General features: G+C 70.1%; 14 protein-coding genes. 9 read left to right on the top strand and 5 right to left on the bottom strand.

What is annotated here, in order from left to right:
• Positions 1-99 precede the first annotated feature (99 nt).
• The 6 genes from parA (at position 100) to E1H18_RS23565 (ending at position 4446) form a co-directional block, all read left to right on the top strand.
• Positions 100-738 (top strand): ParA family partition ATPase, encoded by a 639-nt coding sequence (gene parA / locus E1H18_RS23590; RefSeq protein ID WP_172273771.1) that lies wholly within the window; start codon positions 100-102, stop codon positions 736-738.
• The gene (locus E1H18_RS23585; RefSeq protein WP_172273768.1) at positions 735-962 is read left to right on the top strand and encodes a hypothetical protein; all 228 of its coding nucleotides are present in this window, start codon (positions 735-737) and stop codon (positions 960-962) included. The genes parA and E1H18_RS23585 overlap by 4 nt, the downstream gene beginning before the upstream one ends.
• Positions 959-1429, top strand: a complete 471-nt coding sequence (locus E1H18_RS23580; protein WP_172273765.1) for a DUF2840 domain-containing protein — start codon at positions 959-961, stop codon at positions 1427-1429. The genes E1H18_RS23585 and E1H18_RS23580 overlap by 4 nt, the downstream gene beginning before the upstream one ends.
• Positions 1426-1929, top strand: coding sequence for a S26 family signal peptidase (locus E1H18_RS23575; protein ID WP_172273762.1), 504 nt, complete (start codon positions 1426-1428; stop codon positions 1927-1929). Before E1H18_RS23580 ends, E1H18_RS23575 begins: the two co-directional genes overlap by 4 nt.
• Entirely contained in the window at positions 1926-2525 is a 600-nt protein-coding gene (locus E1H18_RS23570; protein ID WP_172273759.1) for a lytic transglycosylase domain-containing protein, read from the top strand. The genes E1H18_RS23575 and E1H18_RS23570 overlap by 4 nt, the downstream gene beginning before the upstream one ends.
• 94 nt (positions 2526-2619) lie before the next feature.
• On the top strand, positions 2620-4446 hold the full coding sequence (locus E1H18_RS23565; protein WP_241736180.1) for a DUF3363 domain-containing protein: 1827 nt from the start codon (positions 2620-2622) through the stop codon (positions 4444-4446).
• Here the strand turns inward: E1H18_RS23565 and E1H18_RS23560 are convergent.
• The gene (locus tag E1H18_RS23560) at positions 4441-5025 is read right to left on the bottom strand and encodes a hypothetical protein (protein ID WP_172273756.1); all 585 of its coding nucleotides are present in this window, start codon (positions 5023-5025) and stop codon (positions 4441-4443) included. The genes E1H18_RS23565 and E1H18_RS23560 overlap by 6 nt on opposite strands.
• Before the next feature lie 316 nt (positions 5026-5341).
• Between E1H18_RS23560 and E1H18_RS23555 the strand changes: the two genes are divergently transcribed.
• The 3 genes from E1H18_RS23555 (at position 5342) to E1H18_RS23545 (ending at position 8841) form a co-directional block, all read left to right on the top strand.
• Positions 5342-5974, top strand: coding sequence for a GntR family transcriptional regulator (locus E1H18_RS23555; RefSeq protein ID WP_172273753.1), 633 nt, complete (start codon positions 5342-5344; stop codon positions 5972-5974).
• 489 nt (positions 5975-6463) lie between these two features.
• Entirely contained in the window at positions 6464-7069 is a 606-nt protein-coding gene (locus tag E1H18_RS26995; RefSeq protein ID WP_206679126.1) for a lasso peptide biosynthesis B2 protein, read from the top strand.
• An 11-nt stretch (positions 7070-7080) separates the two neighbouring features.
• Positions 7081-8841, top strand: a complete 1761-nt coding sequence (locus tag E1H18_RS23545; RefSeq protein WP_172273742.1) for an asparagine synthase C-terminal domain-containing protein — start codon at positions 7081-7083, stop codon at positions 8839-8841.
• Here E1H18_RS23545 and E1H18_RS23540 read toward each other — a convergent pair.
• The 4 genes from E1H18_RS23540 to E1H18_RS23525 form a co-directional block, all read right to left on the bottom strand.
• Complete coding sequence (locus E1H18_RS23540) at positions 8745-11189, bottom strand: prolyl oligopeptidase family serine peptidase (RefSeq protein ID WP_172273734.1); 2445 nt, start codon at positions 11187-11189, stop codon at positions 8745-8747. The two genes, E1H18_RS23545 and E1H18_RS23540, sit on opposite strands and share 97 nt — an antisense overlap.
• Before the next feature lie 15 nt (positions 11190-11204).
• Positions 11205-14216, bottom strand: coding sequence for a TonB-dependent receptor (locus E1H18_RS23535; protein WP_241736179.1), 3012 nt, complete (start codon positions 14214-14216; stop codon positions 11205-11207).
• Positions 14217-14340: 124 nt separating this feature from the next.
• Positions 14341-15333, bottom strand: coding sequence for a FecR domain-containing protein (locus tag E1H18_RS23530; RefSeq protein WP_172273731.1), 993 nt, complete (start codon positions 15331-15333; stop codon positions 14341-14343).
• Positions 15330-15878, bottom strand: coding sequence for an RNA polymerase sigma factor (locus tag E1H18_RS23525; protein ID WP_172273728.1), 549 nt, complete (start codon positions 15876-15878; stop codon positions 15330-15332). The genes E1H18_RS23530 and E1H18_RS23525 overlap by 4 nt, the downstream gene beginning before the upstream one ends.
• Between the last annotated feature and the right edge of the window lie 756 nt (positions 15879-16634).

Raw genomic sequence — 16634 nt, 5'->3', positions numbered from 1 at the left:
AACGGCTTGCGCCACGCCTAACTTGGACTCTAACCCCGATTCTAACCTCTTGGCGGCCGCCGTCCTGGGCGCGGGCCTGCCCGGGCCGGAGGCGGGCCGTTGATCCTGGCGCTCCTCAACCAGAAGGGCGGGGTCGGCAAGACCACCCTGGCCCTCAACCTCGCCGCCTGCTGGGCCGCCCAGGGGCGGCGCGTGACGCTCGTCGACGCCGATCCGCAAGGTTCGGCCCTCGACTGGGCGCAGGCGCGCAGCCACGCTGGCCATGGCCGCGCGTTCGCGGTGGTGGGCCTGCCGCGCGACACCCTCCACCACGAAGCGCCCGACTTGGCGCGCGCCGCCGACCACGTCATTATCGATGGCCCGCCGCGCGTGGCGTCTCTGCTGCGCTCGGCGCTCCTGGCCGCCGACCTCGTGGTCATTCCGGTACAGCCCTCGCCGCTCGACGGCTGGGCGTCGGCCGAGATGCTGCGGCTGCTCAGCGAAGCCCGCGTCTACCGGCCGGACCTGCGCGCCCGTTTCCTGCTCAACCGGTGCGCCGCCCGCACGGTGATCGCCCGGGAGACCAAGGACGCCCTGGCCCTGCAGGACACCGGCGCCCTACGCGGCACGATTGGCCAGCGGGTGCTGTTCGCTCAGGCGATGGCCGCCGGCCGTGTCGCCGGCGAACTCGATCCCGACGGGCCCGCCGCCGCCGAGGTGGCCGCCGTCGCGGCCGAGATCGAGGCGCTGGGGCGATGAGCGGCAAACCCTTCGCCGCCCGTCCGCCTGGCGCCGAGGCCTGGGTCCAGGAAGAGGCCGATCGGCCAGGCGCCCGGCCAAGCCCGTTCACCGCCCGCCTGACCATCGACGTCACGCCCGCCTGCCGCGGGCGGATCAAGATCGCGGCCTTCGCGCGCGGCCAGACCGTGGCCGACATGCTCCGCGAGCTCCTCGGCCGGGAATTCCCGGAGGCGCGCGTATGACGGGGGCTGTCGAAACCGAGGTCGACATCACCTGGTGGCGCGGGCGGGTCGAGGAGTGGCTGCGCTTTGGCCAGCCGCGCGAGGAGATCCTGCGCGATCGGCGGCGCCGCACCCTGGTCTTCTGTCCCGGCGCGGTGCTGGCCCGGGTGCGCTGGACGGGCGGCCCGTACGGCACGACCACATCGGCGCTGGAGGTCATCCGGGCGCCGGGGGCGGGCGAGGCCTGCATCACCCTGCCGGGCGTGCGCTCCGGCGCGCAGGCCCTGGTCCTGGTCGAGGGCTGGACGCGGGTGCAACGCGGCCTGGCGGTGATCGACGCGATCGAGGCGGCGGGCTTTGCGCCCCACGCCATCGCGCCCGACCACTGGCGCCATGTGCACAACCGCCTTTGCGCTGGCCTGGCGCCCCGCGCCTACGACGCCCGCCGCCATCGCGCCTGGCGCTTGCGCCAGAAGGTGGGGCCATGAGGCGCGCCGTCCTCGTCGCCGGGGGAGTCGCCTGCCTGGCGCTCGCCGCGGCGCCGACCCCGCGCCTGCTGCTCAACACGACCGCCAGCGTGCCCGTGGGCCTCTACGGTCTTTCGCCGCCCGGCCGCGCCCATGTCGGCGACCTGCTCGTCGTGCGCCCGGACCCGGCGCTGGCCGCCTTCCTCGACGAGGGCGGCTGGCTGCCACGCGGCGTGCCCCTGATCAAGCCCGTGGGCGCCGTCGCGGGGCAGTCGGTCTGCCTCGCGGGCCGCGAGCTCCGCATCGACGGCCGCCTGGCCGCGCGGGCTCTGGACGTCGACGCCCATGGCCGGGCCCTGCCGGCCTGGAGCGGCTGCCGGCTGTTGGGACCTGGCGAGATCCTGCTGCTCGCCCCGGCGCCCGGCAGTCTGGACGGGCGCTACTTCGGGCCGACCGGGCAGGCGCAGGTCCTGGCCCGCGCCCGGCCGCTCCTGGTCGCAAGCCCCGAGCCGGCGCGATGAGGCGCCTGGGCCTGGCCCTGGCTGTCTTCGTCCTGGCGGCGGGCGCGGCGCGGGCGCAGGACGGCGTGCGGCCCCACGTCGAGGCAGCCGCTGCGCGCTTTGCCCTGCCGGCCGACCTGATCGAGGCGGTCATCGCCGTCGAGAGCGGCGGCCGGACCGGGGCGGTGTCGCCGGCCGGCGCCATGGGCCTGATGCAGCTGATGCCAGGCACCTGGACGGACCTGCGCTCGCGCCTGGGGCTCGGCGCTGATCCCTTCGATCCAGCCGACAACATCGTCGCGGGCGCGGCCTACCTGCGCGAGCTTCTCGACCGCTACGGCGCACCGGGCTTCCTGGCCGCCTACAACGCCGGACCCGCGCGCTACGAGGCGAGCCTCGCGGGCAGGCCCCTGCCGTTGGAGACGCGCCTCTATGTCGCCCGCCTTTCGGGAATGCAGGGAGCGGCGAGCCCGGTCCGTCCCGACTGGCGCGCCGCAGGGCTCTTTCCGCCGGCCTGGTCCCAGGGGCTGGGTGCGGCCGGCGTCACGGCGTTGGGCGGGCCGGCGTCCAGCGGCGGCGAGCGGGTCTTCACGGTGCGCCGGGAAGCTGGGCAGTGAGCGGCATGGCGGACAGGGGCGGGTTCCAGCGGGGTCGGCGGGGATGGCCAGATAAAAGCCGCGCCGTCGGTCGGGCGGCAAGGTGTTGGTTGGATTGGGGTTTCTGCGCCATCGCCACCTGCGCGCGGCTGGCGGTCCCCAGGCCTTTGCCAGTGTTTTCAATGGCCGCAGCGCCGTCGGCCTGGCCATGAGCGAATTCGACGACGATTTCCTGTTGCGCCCAGGCCGGGTCGGAGGCGATCGCACGGCTAAGCCGGTCTGCTTCCTGGGGCAGGTGCGCCGCGCCGTGCAAGCAGCTTCCGACCCCGGGCCAGACCGTCGCGCGGGCGGACCCGGGCGGTCGGACGGACGCCTGGCCCGCGGCGCAGGCAGGGCCAGGAGCGGCGCAGAAGCGGGGCGCCGGGTGGTGGTCAAGTCGCGGATCGTGCGCCAGTCCGGGGGCCGCTACCGCGCCGCGCCCTTGGCCCGTCACATCGCCTATCTGCAGCGCGAGGGCGTGACCCACGACGAGACCGCCGCCCGCATGTTCGACGCGGGCGGGGCGGACGCCGACGTCGCCGCCTTCGCCGAGCGCTGCGAGGGGGACCGCCACCACTTCCGCTTCATCGTCTCGCCCGAGGACGCCGCCGAGTTGGCCGACCTGCGCGCCTACTGCCGCGACCTCATGGGGCGCGCCGAGCAGGATCTCGGAACGCGCCTCGACTGGGTAGCTATCGACCACTGGAACACCGACAACCCCCACCTCCATGTCCTGGTCCGCGGGCGCGCCGACGACGGCAAGGACCTGGTGATCGCCGGCGACTACATCGCCCGCGGCCTGCGCCAGCGGGCGGAGGACCTGGCCACCCTGGAACTGGGGCCGCGGACGGAGCGCCAGATCGACCTTGCCCGCGACGCCGATGTCACCGCCGACCGCTGGACGCGCCTCGATCGGACCCTGGTCGCGGCGGCCGACCCTGGCGACGGCTTGGTCGACCTGCGCCGCCGCGCCGACTTCGGCCGGGACGAGGCGCGGCTCCTGGGGCGCGCGGCCCATCTCGAAAAGCTAGGCTTGGCCGAGGCCCGAGGACCGGGCCGCTGGCGGATCGCACAGGATGTCGAGTCTCGCCTGCGGGACCTGGCCCTGCGCGGCGACATCATCAAGACCTACCACCAGGCCATGACCCGCGGCGGCCGCCATCCCACGCCTGAGCGCCTGGTCATCCACCGCCAGGACTCGGCTCTTCCGGTCACCGGGCGGCTGGTCGAACGCGGCTTGCAAGATGAGTTGGCCGGTTCGGCCTATGTCCTGATCGATGGCCTCGATGGGCGCCAGCACCACATCACCGTCCCCGATCTCGCCGCGGCCACCGACGCGCCGATCGGGGCGATCGTCGAACTGCGCGCCTACACCGACCGCGACGGCGCCGCGCGCCAGGCCCTGGCCGTCCGCAGCGACCTTGGTCTGGAGGCCCAGGTCGAGGCCCACGGCGCGACCTGGCTCGACCGCCAGGTTCTAAAGCGCACCCCCGACGACGGCGCCGGCGGCTTTGCGAGCGAAACGGCCCAGGCCATGGCCAGGCGGGCGGGCGTCCTGGTGCGCCGGGGCTTGGCGTCGGAGCGCGAGGGCCGCCTGGTCCCGGTTCCCGCCCTTCTGGCAACCCTGCAGGCCGAAGAACTGGCGCTGGCCGCCGCCAAGCTGGCGCACGAGACTGGTCGGCCGGTCCGATCAGTCCTCCCCGGCGAGACGGTGGCTGGCGCCTACCAGCGCCGCGTCGATCTGGCTTCGGGGCGCTTCGCCGTCCTCGACGATGGTCTTGGCTTCCAGTTGGCGCCGTGGCGGCCTGCCCTGGAGGGCCATCTAGGACGACGGGTCAGCGGGGTGCTGGAGCCCGGCGGCATGCGATGGTCCTTGGGGCGCTCGCTGGGACCTGGGTTATGAGCCCTCGCCTGGAGGATTCGGGGTCTCGCCGATCTCGTCCTCGCCGCTCTCGTCGCGTTCATCCCTGGCCGACTCATCCCTTTCAAGACGCCCGGTGGTCGAGAGCGCGCCGCCCAGGCCAAGCCGCGGGGCGTTCTCGGCCAGCCAAGCCTCGTCCTGGGCTTTGGCGGCCAGCGCCTTTTCCGACAGGCCCTTGAACATCTCGCGATAGGCCGACACCCAGGTCGTCGTCTCGAGCCGGACCATGGCCTCGCCCGTGTTGTCGACGAACTCTTCCAGGGTGATCATGAACGCGATCATCGCCTTGTTCTGGGCCACCCAGGCGGCGAACTCGGGCCTGCCGATCTGAACGGCCGCCAGGATGCCGAACGGGTCGGCGTCATTGGCCTGGGCGAAGGCCTTGATGTGCTCGATGTTGAGCTGGCCGCCGCCGGCCTCGAAATTCTGGTAGCCGCGCAACGACAGGCCGAGGGCCGCGGCCAGGGCCCGGGGCTTGACCTTGCGGATGGCGCGGACCGCCCGCAGGGCGCGCGACAAGAGGGTCGAGCGCTGCTTGTCGTCGGGATCCTTACCGCTCATCCAACCCACGCATACTGATCTACCCTAGGTGTAACAAAGCTTGGCGGTGTAGCGGAAGCCGCAAGCGCCAGGGTTGCCGCCCGACCGTCGGACAGGTTCAGCGTGCCATAGGGGCAGTTTATCGAAGCTGCGCCTAGTAAATATTCACATAACAAAATAACGCAGAAAAATTGCGCGACTGCGCATAAATAATACGTCGTTCTTTATAATGCTAAACAGATATCCTATAGTTGCATTGTGTGTGTTTTAAGACTATTTAGGAGTTGTGGAGAGCGGTGGCGAATTCTGGCGTGCGATCTCCCTGTGGGAGGTCCGCGTGAGAATTAGCGCGTTTGGGAAGCCCCAGGATCCATTCAGCGCCGCCTTGGACGCCCTGCGTGATCGCTTGCGGAGCGGCCGTCTCGTGTCGGGCGAGCCCCTGACCATCACCGACCTGGCCCATGACCTGGGCCTCAGCGCCACGCCCGTGCGCGAGGCGCTGTCGCGACTGGCGGGCGAGCGCCTGATCGAGGACCGCCGCGGCCGAGGCTATTTCGCACCGCGCCTGGACGTCTCCGATCTCGTCGAACTCTACGGCCTGCGACGCCTCTACCTCGTGGAGGCGCTCGCCAGCGGTGGCGAGACCGCATCGATCTCGCCGCCTGGATCGGCGGACCAGGCTCTGCCTCTGCAAAGTCAGCTGACGCAGCGCCTCGATTGGATCGTAGCCAGGGCTGGCAACCGCGCCCTGTTCGACGCCTACCGTCAGGTCGGCGAGCGCCTGGCCCCCTGCGTCCGCGTGGAAGCTCGGGTCTTCGCCCTGGCCGAGGAGATCGCCGAGCTTGGCGAAGCCGCGTCCGATCGCGAAAGAACGGCGGTATGCTTAGTCCGGCTGCATGGCGCGCGCGTTCTCCAAGCCGCCGATATCGCACGCGCCCTGCGGGCGGGTGAAAATATAGCGTCCTTATAGCTGCAATATACTGCCAATGCCGATCGGCCGATGCGCTTGATGAAGGGCCGCAATCACGCGGCTTTTCTCCTGAAGGAGCGTGTCATGACCAAGAGCCGTAAGGTCCGCTTTGTCCGTGTCGGCGACGCCAAGGTCCTCACCAAGGGCGACATCGACGTCGGCGCCGAGCTGGGCACCATGCGCAAGGAACTGCCCTGATCCCAGGGCGTCCGGCGCTGGCCGACAGTCTAGGGCGGTCCCTGGCGACCGCCCGTTCCTCCAGGATCAGACGTCAAGGAGACGACGATGACCAAGCAAACCAAGACCCGCCTCGTCCGCCTGGGCGACGCCAAGCGCCTGACCAAGGGCGAAGTCGGCATCGGCGCGGAACTGGGCTCGAACCGCTTCGAGCAGCAGGGCTGACGCGTTCGGCGGCGTCGGCCGGCCGACGCCGCCATTTTCTTGGGGCTCGTCGTGACATCATACCTCTCGCCGAAGATCCACCTCGCCGTGATCGGCGCGGACGTCGTGGTTCTCGACACTCGTCAGAACGCCTATTTCTGCCTTCCGGACGCCGCCGCTGGCCTCAGTGTCGGCTCAGATGGCGTCGTGTTCGACGACCCGGGCCTCGCCCAGGATTTCGAACAGGCGGGTTTCCTCACTCCGGCGCCCAGGCTGCAGGCCGATCCTCCCAGCCTGCCAAGCCGGGACCTGGCCTTGCGTGTCGCCAAACGGGTCGCGACCCGCGATATCCTGCTGATCCTGGCCGGATGGACGACGATGGCCTTCAGTTATCACGTCCTGCCCTTCGATCGCCTGCTCGCGCAGGCGCGCCGCCGGCGCCAGGCTGAGCTGGCCAGCGACGTCACTGAGGACTTGAAGGGGCTCGTCGCGAGCTTCGAGAAGATCCTGCCCTGGCTGCCGTTCCAAGGCGTTTGCCTCTACCGCGCCTTCCTCCTGCTTCGGATTCTTCGCTGGCGAGGACATGACGCCAGGTGGATGTTCGGCGTGCGCACCTGGCCATTCCAAGCGCATTGCTGGTTGCAGGTCGGCGATACGGCCTTGGACGACACCGCCGATCGGTTGGCGGGCTTCACCCCTATCCTGGCCGTCTGATGGACGCGTTTTTGGTCGAGGGCCGCTTCGGGTTCCTGGGGCAGCGCCAACCCGAGGCGCATCGAGCCCTCCTGGCCCAGGGATGGCGGCTGGCGCGCTCGCACCAGGCGACGGATCTCTGGGTCCGCGGCGAAGTTCGCGTACGCGATGTCGCCGGCGGCTGGGTGGTGGGCGAACTCTTCGAGCGGGGCAGTGGCCGCCAGGCCGATCCCGTTCTGGCCTTGCGGCATGCGGACGGCGAGGCGCTTGACGCGCGCTTTGATCGTCTCGTTCAGGAATTTTGGGGACGCTACGTCGCCATCTTCCCCGAGGAGCGGGCGCTTCTTCGCGATCCCTCGGGACATCTGGATTGCTTGACCTGGTCCTCGTCCTCGGCCTGGCTCGCCGGCTCGGCGCTGCCTTCCGATCTTCCGGCGGTCATGGCGCCGCGCGGTCTGGCCATCGACTGGCCGGGCGTCGCCGCCATGTTGCGGGACGAGAGCGGAACCGATCCGAGCCTGGGCCTCCTCGGCGTCTCGCAACTGCTTCCCGGAACCTCGCGGCGCTTGGCGAGCAAGACCGTCGATCGCGTGGTTTGGCATCCAGCGCGCTTCGCCCTCGAGCCTCACTGTTCCTATGACGTCTCGCGCCGCGCTATGGCCGAGGCGGTCGAGGAAAGCCTCGCGGCGGAAGGCGGATCCGCCGGCCGCCTGCTGGTGGAGATCTCCGGCGGACTCGATTCGGCGATCGTCACCGGAACCCTCGCGCGGCTCGGCGCCGTGGGACGCGCCTGCTTCGTCCATTTCCACATCGACGATCCCGGCGGCGACGAGCGGCGCTTCGCCCGTGCGGTCGCCGCCCAAGCCGGGGTCGAGCTGCTCGAAGTCGTAAAGCCGGAACTGCGGATCGGCGCCGGAGAGCTGGCGTCCATGCCGATCGGCGTACGGCCCTCCAACACCGCTATCGACCGCCATTACGACCAGACGCAAGCCGATCTGGCCGAGCGTTTCGGCGTGGATCGCCTGCTGACGGGGCAGGGCGGAGACATGATCTTCTTCCAAAGCCCGTCGCGCGGCGTCGGGTCGGAATTCTGGGGTCGCTGGGCGCGGCGGCCCCGCGCCGATCCCCTCTGGCGCCAGCTCGAAGACGCCGCGCGCTGGAACCGCTGCTCGGTCTGGTCGCTGCTCGGCGAAGCGGTGCGGGAAGCCTGGCGGCCCCAAACACCGACGCCAGACGTCCATCCCTGGCTCGACACCGCCGTCGCCCCCGCCAAGCAGCGCCAGATCTCCAGCCTGATCCGTTCACAGCTCTTCCATGGGGCCAGCCTACGCGGGGCGCGCGCCCACTTGATCCACCCCCTGCTCCACCAGCCGGTGCTCGAGGCGGCCCTTGCCGCGCCGGTTATCGATCTGGCGCGGGGCGGTCGTGGCAGGAGTCTTGCGCGGGACGTCTTCTCCGATCGGATCCCCGAGTTCGTCCGGACACGGCGCTCGAAGGGGGATCTCACCGCCTACTACGGGCGGATGGTCCTTCGCAGCCTCGACGTCCTGACGCCCTTCCTGTTGGACGGGCGCCTGGCTCAGGCGGGCGTGCTCGACCGCGCGGCGACCGAGCGCTTCCTCGATCCAGATCGAATGATCCACGAAGGCGACTATCCCAGGCTCTTCCAGATCGTCGCCCTCGAAGCTTACGTCCGTCACTGGGAAGGCCGGATCGCAGACTTTGAAGCCGCGGCCTGTCCAGGCGCCGGCGCGGCCAGCCGATCGGCCAGCCAGGGCAGGACCTCGGCGTAGAGAGCCCGTATAGTCGCGGGGCTGGCTGGCAGATGACGCTCGCCGAACATCGTCAGCAAGGTGGCGTCCTTGCCTTGCCGATAGAGGGCGTTGAACATCGCCTGACCCTGCGCGAGCGCCACGAAGTCCTGTTCGCCATAGACCAGCATCATCGGCGTGCTGATCTTGTCGGCCTGGAAGAGGGGGCTGTTGCGCAGGTAACGCTCGGTCTCCCGCCAAGGCGGCCCCTTCAGGCCGCCTTGGCCGGTCTCGTTGAACCCGAGCATATTGGGGCTGGGGGCGCCGTCCTCCGGCGCGGTCAGAAAATAGGGGTCGGTGCTGGCCCAGTTGGCGACGAAGTCGCTGGGGCCCGCCTGGGCGACGATCGCCTTGAAGCGATGGGTCTGGGTCGCCGTGACGAGACCGGCATAGCCGCCGAAGCTATGGCCCCACAGCGCCAGGCGATCGGGGTCGGCCAGCCCCTGGTCGACGACGGCGTCCACGGCGGCGAGGATCTGTTGGGCGAGGTCCTCGCCCGGCTCGCCGCGCCCCCGGTCGCGCGGCAAGGCCGGGATGAGCACCGCATAGCCCTGGGCGGCCAGCAGAACCGCGCTAGGCGTAAGCAGGCCCGTCCGCACGGTGAAGCGGAAGGGAAAGGACTGCGGCGCCGATCCTGGATAGGGAATGACGACGAGAGGGGGCTTGCGCCCCGGGCGCCAGCCCGGCGGCAAATAGATCCAGCTCTTCAGGATCTGGCCGTTCCAGGCGCGGGTCTCGACCGTGCGCACCGCGCCAAACTCGACGTCGGCGAGATCGCTGTTGACCGCCAGCAGCGTCTTCCTCGCGCCCAAAGGCTCGACGACCTCGATGCCTGCGACGCCGCTGGGCGGACGGCGCTCGACGATCGTCTCCTCGCCGATCACGGCCAGGGGACGGGCGCTTTGCGGCAGGGCGAGTGTTCGTCCTCTAAGGTCGGAGAGCCCCGTCTCCGTCCGCAGGCGCAGGTCGGCCGCGCGCCAGGGCGCCGACGCCGGCCGTACGCCAAGTCCGAACATTCCGGGCCGAAACCATGCCGAGCCGGTCGCCGGCTGCTTCACAGCCCCGCCAGCGCCGTCCAGGCGCCAGGTCTGGCCCTGTGACAGCGCGAAGGTTCCCCCAGCCATGTCGAAGGCCAGACTGGCGCCGCCGGAGGGCAGGACCGAGGTCAGGTTCACCGGCGTGCTCCCCGACAGATCGTACCAGTCGCTCCTTGCGGCGGTCGATGGGCGGCCCAGCAGGATCGGATGCGAGCCCATCCAGTCGGCGCGGACCCGCGCCGCGCCCTCCGAGCCATAGTCCATGTCCGGCTGTGGTGTGGCGGTCAGCGCCTCCACCTGGCGGCGGGCCGGATCTACGACCACCAGGGCGCCCTCCGTCTCTGGCCTGTCGGCCGCGTGCTGAAACACCAGGAGGCGATCGGCGCCCGGCGACCAGACCATCGGTTCGATCAGCGTGGTGCAGGTGGCGCAGATCGCCTCGACGGCCCCCGTCCGCAGGTCGACCACCGACAGGGCTCGTCGACGGCTCGGTGCCATCATCCGCACCGCCGGCCTATCGACGAGATCAATGCGCTCGGCCTCTTCGAGGGCCGCCAGATAGCGGCCGCTGGGCGAGAGCTCGATGTCGAAGAACCCGCCCGTCGCCAGGGCCTTCGAGACGCCTGTAACAGCGTCCACCTTAAGAAGCCGGCGATTGCCAAGCGGCTCGGGGCGGCGGGCCCGGCCGCTGCCGACGACCGTGATCGCCGCGATGCGGCCCTCGGCTTGGCGTCGCCACAGGGCGCTGAGGCGGGCCTGATTCTGCGAGCCCAGCTTAAGCTTCAGGGGCAGGTCCTCGGGATCGCGTCCGATCGCAATGAAAGCGGTGTCCGAGAGCCACTGCAGGCTTCGGCCGTACTCGGGCGACTCCAGACCGAAGTCGAACCAACGCACCGCGCCGCTCGTCAGTTCGACCACCCCCGTCGTCCAGCGGCCCTCGCGCCAGCGCGAGACGATCATCCGGCGGCCGTCGGGCGAGAAGGGGCCGGCGGTGTAACCGCTCCGCTGATCGGCGCTCAGAAGAGCCCGCGGGCCGCCGCCCTTGACGCGGTCGACCACCATCAGACGGCCGATCCGGGCGTCCGGCGTCTCGAAGTCGAAACCCGGCGCCTGGTCGTAGGGCGCACGGGTCTCGATCACGAGATAGCGCCCGCCCGGCGCCAGGACGGTCGCGCCGAGATCTTCTAGCTTCAGCAGGCGATCGAGGGTCAGGGGCTCGGCTCCGGCCGCGGTGGCGGCCAGGACCATGCAGGCCGCGCCGAGGCGGCCCGTCCATGGGGACTTGGCGATCATGAAAAAGCCCTCGCCTTACCAGCGCTTGGTCAGCTGCAGCGAGACGAAACGGCCCAGCGGATCGGCGTTGGCCGTGTCGTAGCCGACGCCTTGCGGGTCGTCGTAGAAGGGGGGATCGGCGTCGAAGAGGTTCTGGACCGACAGCGCCGCTGAAAGGCCCTGGCTCCAGCCTGCGCCCTGGGCGCGCCAGGTGATCTGCGCGTCGATCGTGGTCCAACTGTCGATCGGCTTGCCCACGGGCGTCCGATAGTCGTCGACATGGTTGAGGCCGCTGGTGACCGACCAGGCCTGGCGCGTCCAGGTCGCGCCCAGCTTGCCGCGCAGGTCGACGGGCTGGCGCGCCTGATCAAGCAGCGAGAGCCACGCCGCGTCGGGCGTCACCTTGCGCTTGTAGTCCAACAGGTAGCTGGCGCTGGCCGTGAGGTCGAGCCGGCCGCCGCCAAGGCCCGCGCCGTAGCGGACGGTCAGGTCCAGCCCCTGCACGTGCAGCCCGCCGGTGTTGACGTAGCGGGCGTCGACGATCGCGGTGTAGGCGGTCGTCGGATAGAGCGCGGCGCTGGTTGTGCCGGCGAGCAGGGCGGCCACCTTGGCCTGATCGGCTGGGTTGGCGGGGTCGAGCGTCTGGACGAACGGCGCATAGGCGGCGTTGCCGAGGACATTGCTGATGTTCTCAGCCACCGGCGTGCCGATCTGGCCCCTGAAGCGGGTGTCGAACCAGGTCGCCGACAGTCGCAACCCCGGCCAGCGGACGCTGCTGTAGTCCAGCCCCGCCGTCCATGAGCGGGCGCGCTCGGGCAACAGGTCACGATTGCCGCCGAAGCGGAGCAGGACGAGTTTGGTCGTCGCCCCCGCCGCCAGGAACGATGGCCCACCGTCCTGCGGTTGGAACACTTCGGGCAGGGACGGCGCGCGGAAGGAGGTTCCGTAGCTGGCCCGCACGTTCAGCGCCTCGATCGGCGACCAGACCACCCCGATCTTGGGATTGCGGGTCGTGCCGACGTCGTCATAGCGCTCCACGCGACCGGCCAGGGACAGATCGAGACGCCGCACGCCGGGCTGGGCGTTCTCGGGGCCGACCAGCGGAACGCGCAACTCGGCGAAGCCGGCCAGGATCTCGCGGTCGAAGGGACCGGTCAGGGTGGTGGTCGGGGTCGCCCGCGAGCTCAAGGAGATCGTGCGGGTGTCGAAATGCTCCCGGCGATACTGTCCGCCGACGGCCAGCTTGACCGGACCGCCCGGTAGGGTCAGCAGCGTGCCGTCGGCTTGGCCGTTCAGCGTCTTGACCGTACTGACGTAGCGCGTGAGCAGATAGCCGCTGCCGATGAAATCGAGCACGGCCCGGCTGTTGGCGCCGCCGTCGCCGTACGGATTGAAGTAGCCGTCGCGGGCGGCGCTGTAACTGGTCGCCGGATCATCGGCGATATTGCCCAGGGCCTCGGCCAGAAACCGGGTGTTGAGCCGGTGCGTGCCATCGCGGCGCGCGACCTCCTCGGCATAGGCCCCGTAGAGGTTGGCGCGCCAGGATCGCCCCAGATCGATCTCGGCCCCGAGCGAGGCGGCCACGCCGGTGGAGTCGCCGCGGACGCGCAGCGGGCCAAGCTCGTCAGTGAAGCTGTAGCCGATGGCGTTGGAGGTCGCGCCGTTGGGCGAGACGAAATAGGGATTGGCGCGGCTGACCGTGAAGATGTTCACCGTGCCGGGCAGGGCGAAGGAAAATTGGCGACGGGCCAGGCGAAGGTCGCCGCCGATCTCCAGACGCGGGGCGAGCTGCTGGCCGAAGGCGGCGTAGACCGCGTCACGGTTCTGCTCGGGCAGAATGTCGGTCTGAGCCCGTTGGTTCTCGTAGTTCACCGCGCCGGCCTGGAAGCTGGACGGCGTGAGCCCGGTCCCTGGCTGACCAGACGGGATCGCCCAGGTCGGCACGTAGCTGCCGGAGACCAGTTGCAGGACGTTGCCCGGGTGGCTGTAGAAGAACCGGCGGTTGGTCCCGCCCAAGGGGCGCAGGTCCGCGTCGGCCGCATAGGGTCGATCGGCGCTCGCCACCCGGTCGCGACGCCAGTGTTCGTAGCTGATCAGCGCGTGGCCAGAGCCCCAGGTCTTGCCCAGGGTCTGGGCGAACTGCCGCTCGGATGCGCCGCCCGCCGTCGCACCTCCCACGCGCAGCCGCGTCTCGGCCCCGTCGAAATCCTTGCGCAGGATGACGTTGACCACGCCGCCGACCGCGTCGGAGCCGTAGAGCGCAGAGGCCCCGTCGAGCAGGATCTCCACGCGGTCGACGGCGGCGGTCGGCAGGGTGGAGACGTCGGCGAAGTCGCCCATCAGTCCGCTGCCGGCCATCCGTCGGCCGTTGACCAGGACCAGGGTCGCCGAGGCGCCCAGGCCGCGAAGATTGACGCCGGTCGAGACCGACGGATTGGCGCCGGTGCCGTCGGTATTGGCGAGGTTTGTGTCGGCGGACGCGGCGGCGCCGAAAGCCTGGGGCAGGTCGGTCAGCATGTCTGCGACGGTGGACTTGCCGGTGCGGTCAAGGTCGTCGCGCGACACGGTCACTAGCGGCGAGGCCCCTTGGGCCGGGCCGCGGATCAGCGACCCGGTCACCACGATCTCGGAGAGCTGGCTCGGCTCCTCGGCGGTGACGCCTTCGATCGGCGCGGGCGCCTCCGGGGCAGCGATCGGTGAAAGGCCGCTCCTTCGGGGCTTCAGCACAAAGCCCTTGACCCCGCGGCGGCGGACGTCGATGGCGGCCCCGGCGATCAGCCGGTCGAGCGCCGCTTCGGGCGTGAAGCGCCCGCGCAAGCCCTCGGAGGGGCGTCCGGCGACCAGCGAGGGCGCATAGGCGAGCGTGCGGCCGCTCTGGGTGGCGAAGGCGATCAGGGCGGCGTCCAGCGTGCCGGGCTGGATGTCGAAGACGATCGTCTGGGCCGCCTCCTGGGGCGCGGCCGAGACGGGCGCGATCAGCGCCGGCGCCAGAAAGACGGTGGTGGCCAGGCCGACCAGCAACCGGCGGCGAAGGGAAGGCTGCAGCATGAAAGGGACCCCCTTTGACGCTGCGGCGGCGTCCGTCGTGGGACGGATCTTCTGTGCACGGCGCAAGACGTCAGGGCATTGACGCGTCACCCCGGCCGCTTCCCTGGCGATGCGACGAAAAAACTTACCGGGCGCCGCCATTCTCTCCCGCACGGGCCAGACGGACGGTCCCGTCCTTGTCGGACCGCACGACGGTGAGGTCGTGCAGGTCGGCCACCGAGCCGACGAAGCTGTCGCTGTCACCGATCGCGAAGACCCCGCTGATCAACGCGTCGCCAACGGGACCCTCCGCGACTTCGATCTTGTGGCGCTCATAGCGGTTGAACTCCGCCACGGCCGCCCGCAGCGGTACGGCGCGGAAGACCAGCCGGCCTGAGGCCCAACTGGTGGCGGTGTCGACATCCACGGAACTGGGTCGTTCGGCGGCGGCCTCCGTCGCCACGCGCTGGCCGGGCGTCAGGCGCCAGATCTGCTGGGCCTGCGCCGCCGACCCTTGTCGGACCTCCACCGACCCGCTGACCAGGGTCACGGTGGCGCCGCTGGCCTCGCGGCGGACGTCGAAGCGTGTGCCCAGGGCCGTGACCGAGGTGGCGCCGGCGGTCACGACGAAAGGCCGGCGGCGGTCGTGGGCTACGTCGAACAGAGCCTGGCCGCGGCCAAGGCGGATGTCGCGTCGTGCGCCCGTCAGCCGGACGGCGACCTGGCTGTCGGTGTCGAGCACGACGGTCGAGCCGTCGGCCAACTGGATCGTGCGCTGCTCGCCCACGCCGGTCGAATAGACTTTAGGGGCAAAGAGCGCGTAGCCGCCGGCGACAGCCGCCACCACCCCGACGGCGAGCGCTGCGGCCAAGCCCCGCGGATACGGCTTGGCGGCGGGCGGCGCGGCGCGGCCAAGGGCGCGGGCGACGGCGGCCTTGATGTCAGGATCGTCCTTGAGCCCTTCGCTCTTGCGCCAGAACGCATCGACCTCGTCGTAGGCGGCCTTATTGCCCGGCGCGTCAAGCCAGAGCTTCCAGGCCTGCATTTCGGCGAGCGGGACGTCGCGCTTGTTCAGGCGGGCGAACCACTCGGTCGCCTCCCGCCTGGCCTGGTCCGTCGGGACAGTCGAAAGACTCATCTGTCGCTTCTTCCGCTCAGTCCTGCCTGCGCTGCGAGGGCGTATTCTACCGCCCGCGCCAGACGCCATTCTACGCTCTTTACGGTTAAACCGCAGCGTGTGGCGATCTGTTCATAGGTCAATCCATGAAAGCGCCTCAAGACGAAGACGTCGAGATAGGGCTCGGGGATTTGCAGGATCGCCTCCTTGGCCAAGAGGATGTCCAGAGCGCTGGCCGCCGCCTGCGCGGTATCTGGTTCGCGCTGGACCTGCTGGGCGTGCCGGGTGCGGACCGCCCGCCGGCGTAGGAGATCAGTGGCGAGGTTGGACGCCACGCGCATCAGCAGCGCCTGCGGGCGCTCGATCCGGGCCGTGTCGTGCGGCGCCAGCCGGGCGTAGGTCTCCTGCACCAGGTCATCGGCGTCGGCCTCGATCCCGCGACCGAACCGCCGGCGCAGCATCGCCCCCAGCCAAGGCGCATAGCGCCGGTAGAGCCGATCCAGGTCGTCGCGCTCGTCCCAGCCGCCCTCGGGCTGGGTCGCGACGCGCGGAAGCTTGGGGTCCATCGCCTACTCCGTCGGTGCAACGGGGCGGTTTCGGAAACGCAGGGGCGGACAAGGGCGCGTGGCCGCAGTCTGCGGACACGGGGACGCGACCCGGGGGCATGGGCGCTATCGACGCGCCGCTGTGATCGGCGCGCCGCTATGGCTCTTAGACATCGCACGGGGTTTCCACGCCCCACCCGCGCGCATCGGCGCCGGCGCTGGAAGCGTGAATCAATCGGGCCAGCGGCGCAAGGCGCAGATCGCTGTTAGGCGAAAATGCCATCCAGGAGGAAAAGGGGCGGGCGTTGGAAACCTTGCGATGGCGAAGGCCCGCCGACTTCAGCGCCGACCGCCGCCGATGACCCCCGGCTCCAGATCGGCGCCTATAGGGCGGCGCCCGCAAAACGAGCCTAGGTTTGGCGGACGGCAGCGGCAAGCTGTCGCGTCATGTGCACGATTGATGCCCGGCTTGCCAAGGCGCGTGACCGGGCTGTTCTCGTGAAGCTCGCCAAGGGAAAATTATTCCAGCCCAGGCGCGATAAATTTGGAATTTTGTTTCAACCCAGGCTTCTTAAATTCGCACGATTTAACCCCAAGTTGGCACTTGGCGGCTTGTATGGGCGTTGACACTTCAGCCGTTGATCTGCACGGTCGCGCCGTAGAAAGGAGGCATCCTATGGCTATTCATTCAAACGCATTTGGTCGGGTGTCTCTGACCGGGGACGATGCGAAGAAGTTCAAACGCCAAGTGACCTTTGGCCGGCCTAAGGCCAATGC

Origin of the sequence: Caulobacter sp. RHG1 (genome assembly GCF_013181195.1) — a bacterium.
Lineage (GTDB): Bacteria > Pseudomonadota > Alphaproteobacteria > Caulobacterales > Caulobacteraceae > Caulobacter.
Note: the sequence above shows the minus strand (reverse complement) of the source record. Positions and strands in the feature narration are given on the sequence as shown.

Coding starts and splice junctions, on each gene's coding strand:
- E1H18_RS23585 (WP_172273768.1), top strand. CDS start 735: ATGAGCGGCAAACCCTTCGCCGCCCGTCCGCCTGGCGCCGAGGCCTGG.
- E1H18_RS23525 (WP_172273728.1), bottom strand. CDS start 15,878: ATGGACCCCAAGCTTCCGCGCGTCGCGACCCAGCCCGAGGGCGGCTGG.
- E1H18_RS23540 (WP_172273734.1), bottom strand. CDS start 11,189: ATGATCGCCAAGTCCCCATGGACGGGCCGCCTCGGCGCGGCCTGCATG.
- E1H18_RS23580 (WP_172273765.1), top strand. CDS start 959: ATGACGGGGGCTGTCGAAACCGAGGTCGACATCACCTGGTGGCGCGGG.
- E1H18_RS23575 (WP_172273762.1), top strand. CDS start 1,426: ATGAGGCGCGCCGTCCTCGTCGCCGGGGGAGTCGCCTGCCTGGCGCTC.
- E1H18_RS23560 (WP_172273756.1), bottom strand. CDS start 5,025: ATGAGCGGTAAGGATCCCGACGACAAGCAGCGCTCGACCCTCTTGTCG.
- E1H18_RS23530 (WP_172273731.1), bottom strand. CDS start 15,333: ATGAGTCTTTCGACTGTCCCGACGGACCAGGCCAGGCGGGAGGCGACC.
- E1H18_RS23535 (WP_241736179.1), bottom strand. CDS start 14,216: ATGCTGCAGCCTTCCCTTCGCCGCCGGTTGCTGGTCGGCCTGGCCACC.
- E1H18_RS23570 (WP_172273759.1), top strand. CDS start 1,926: ATGAGGCGCCTGGGCCTGGCCCTGGCTGTCTTCGTCCTGGCGGCGGGC.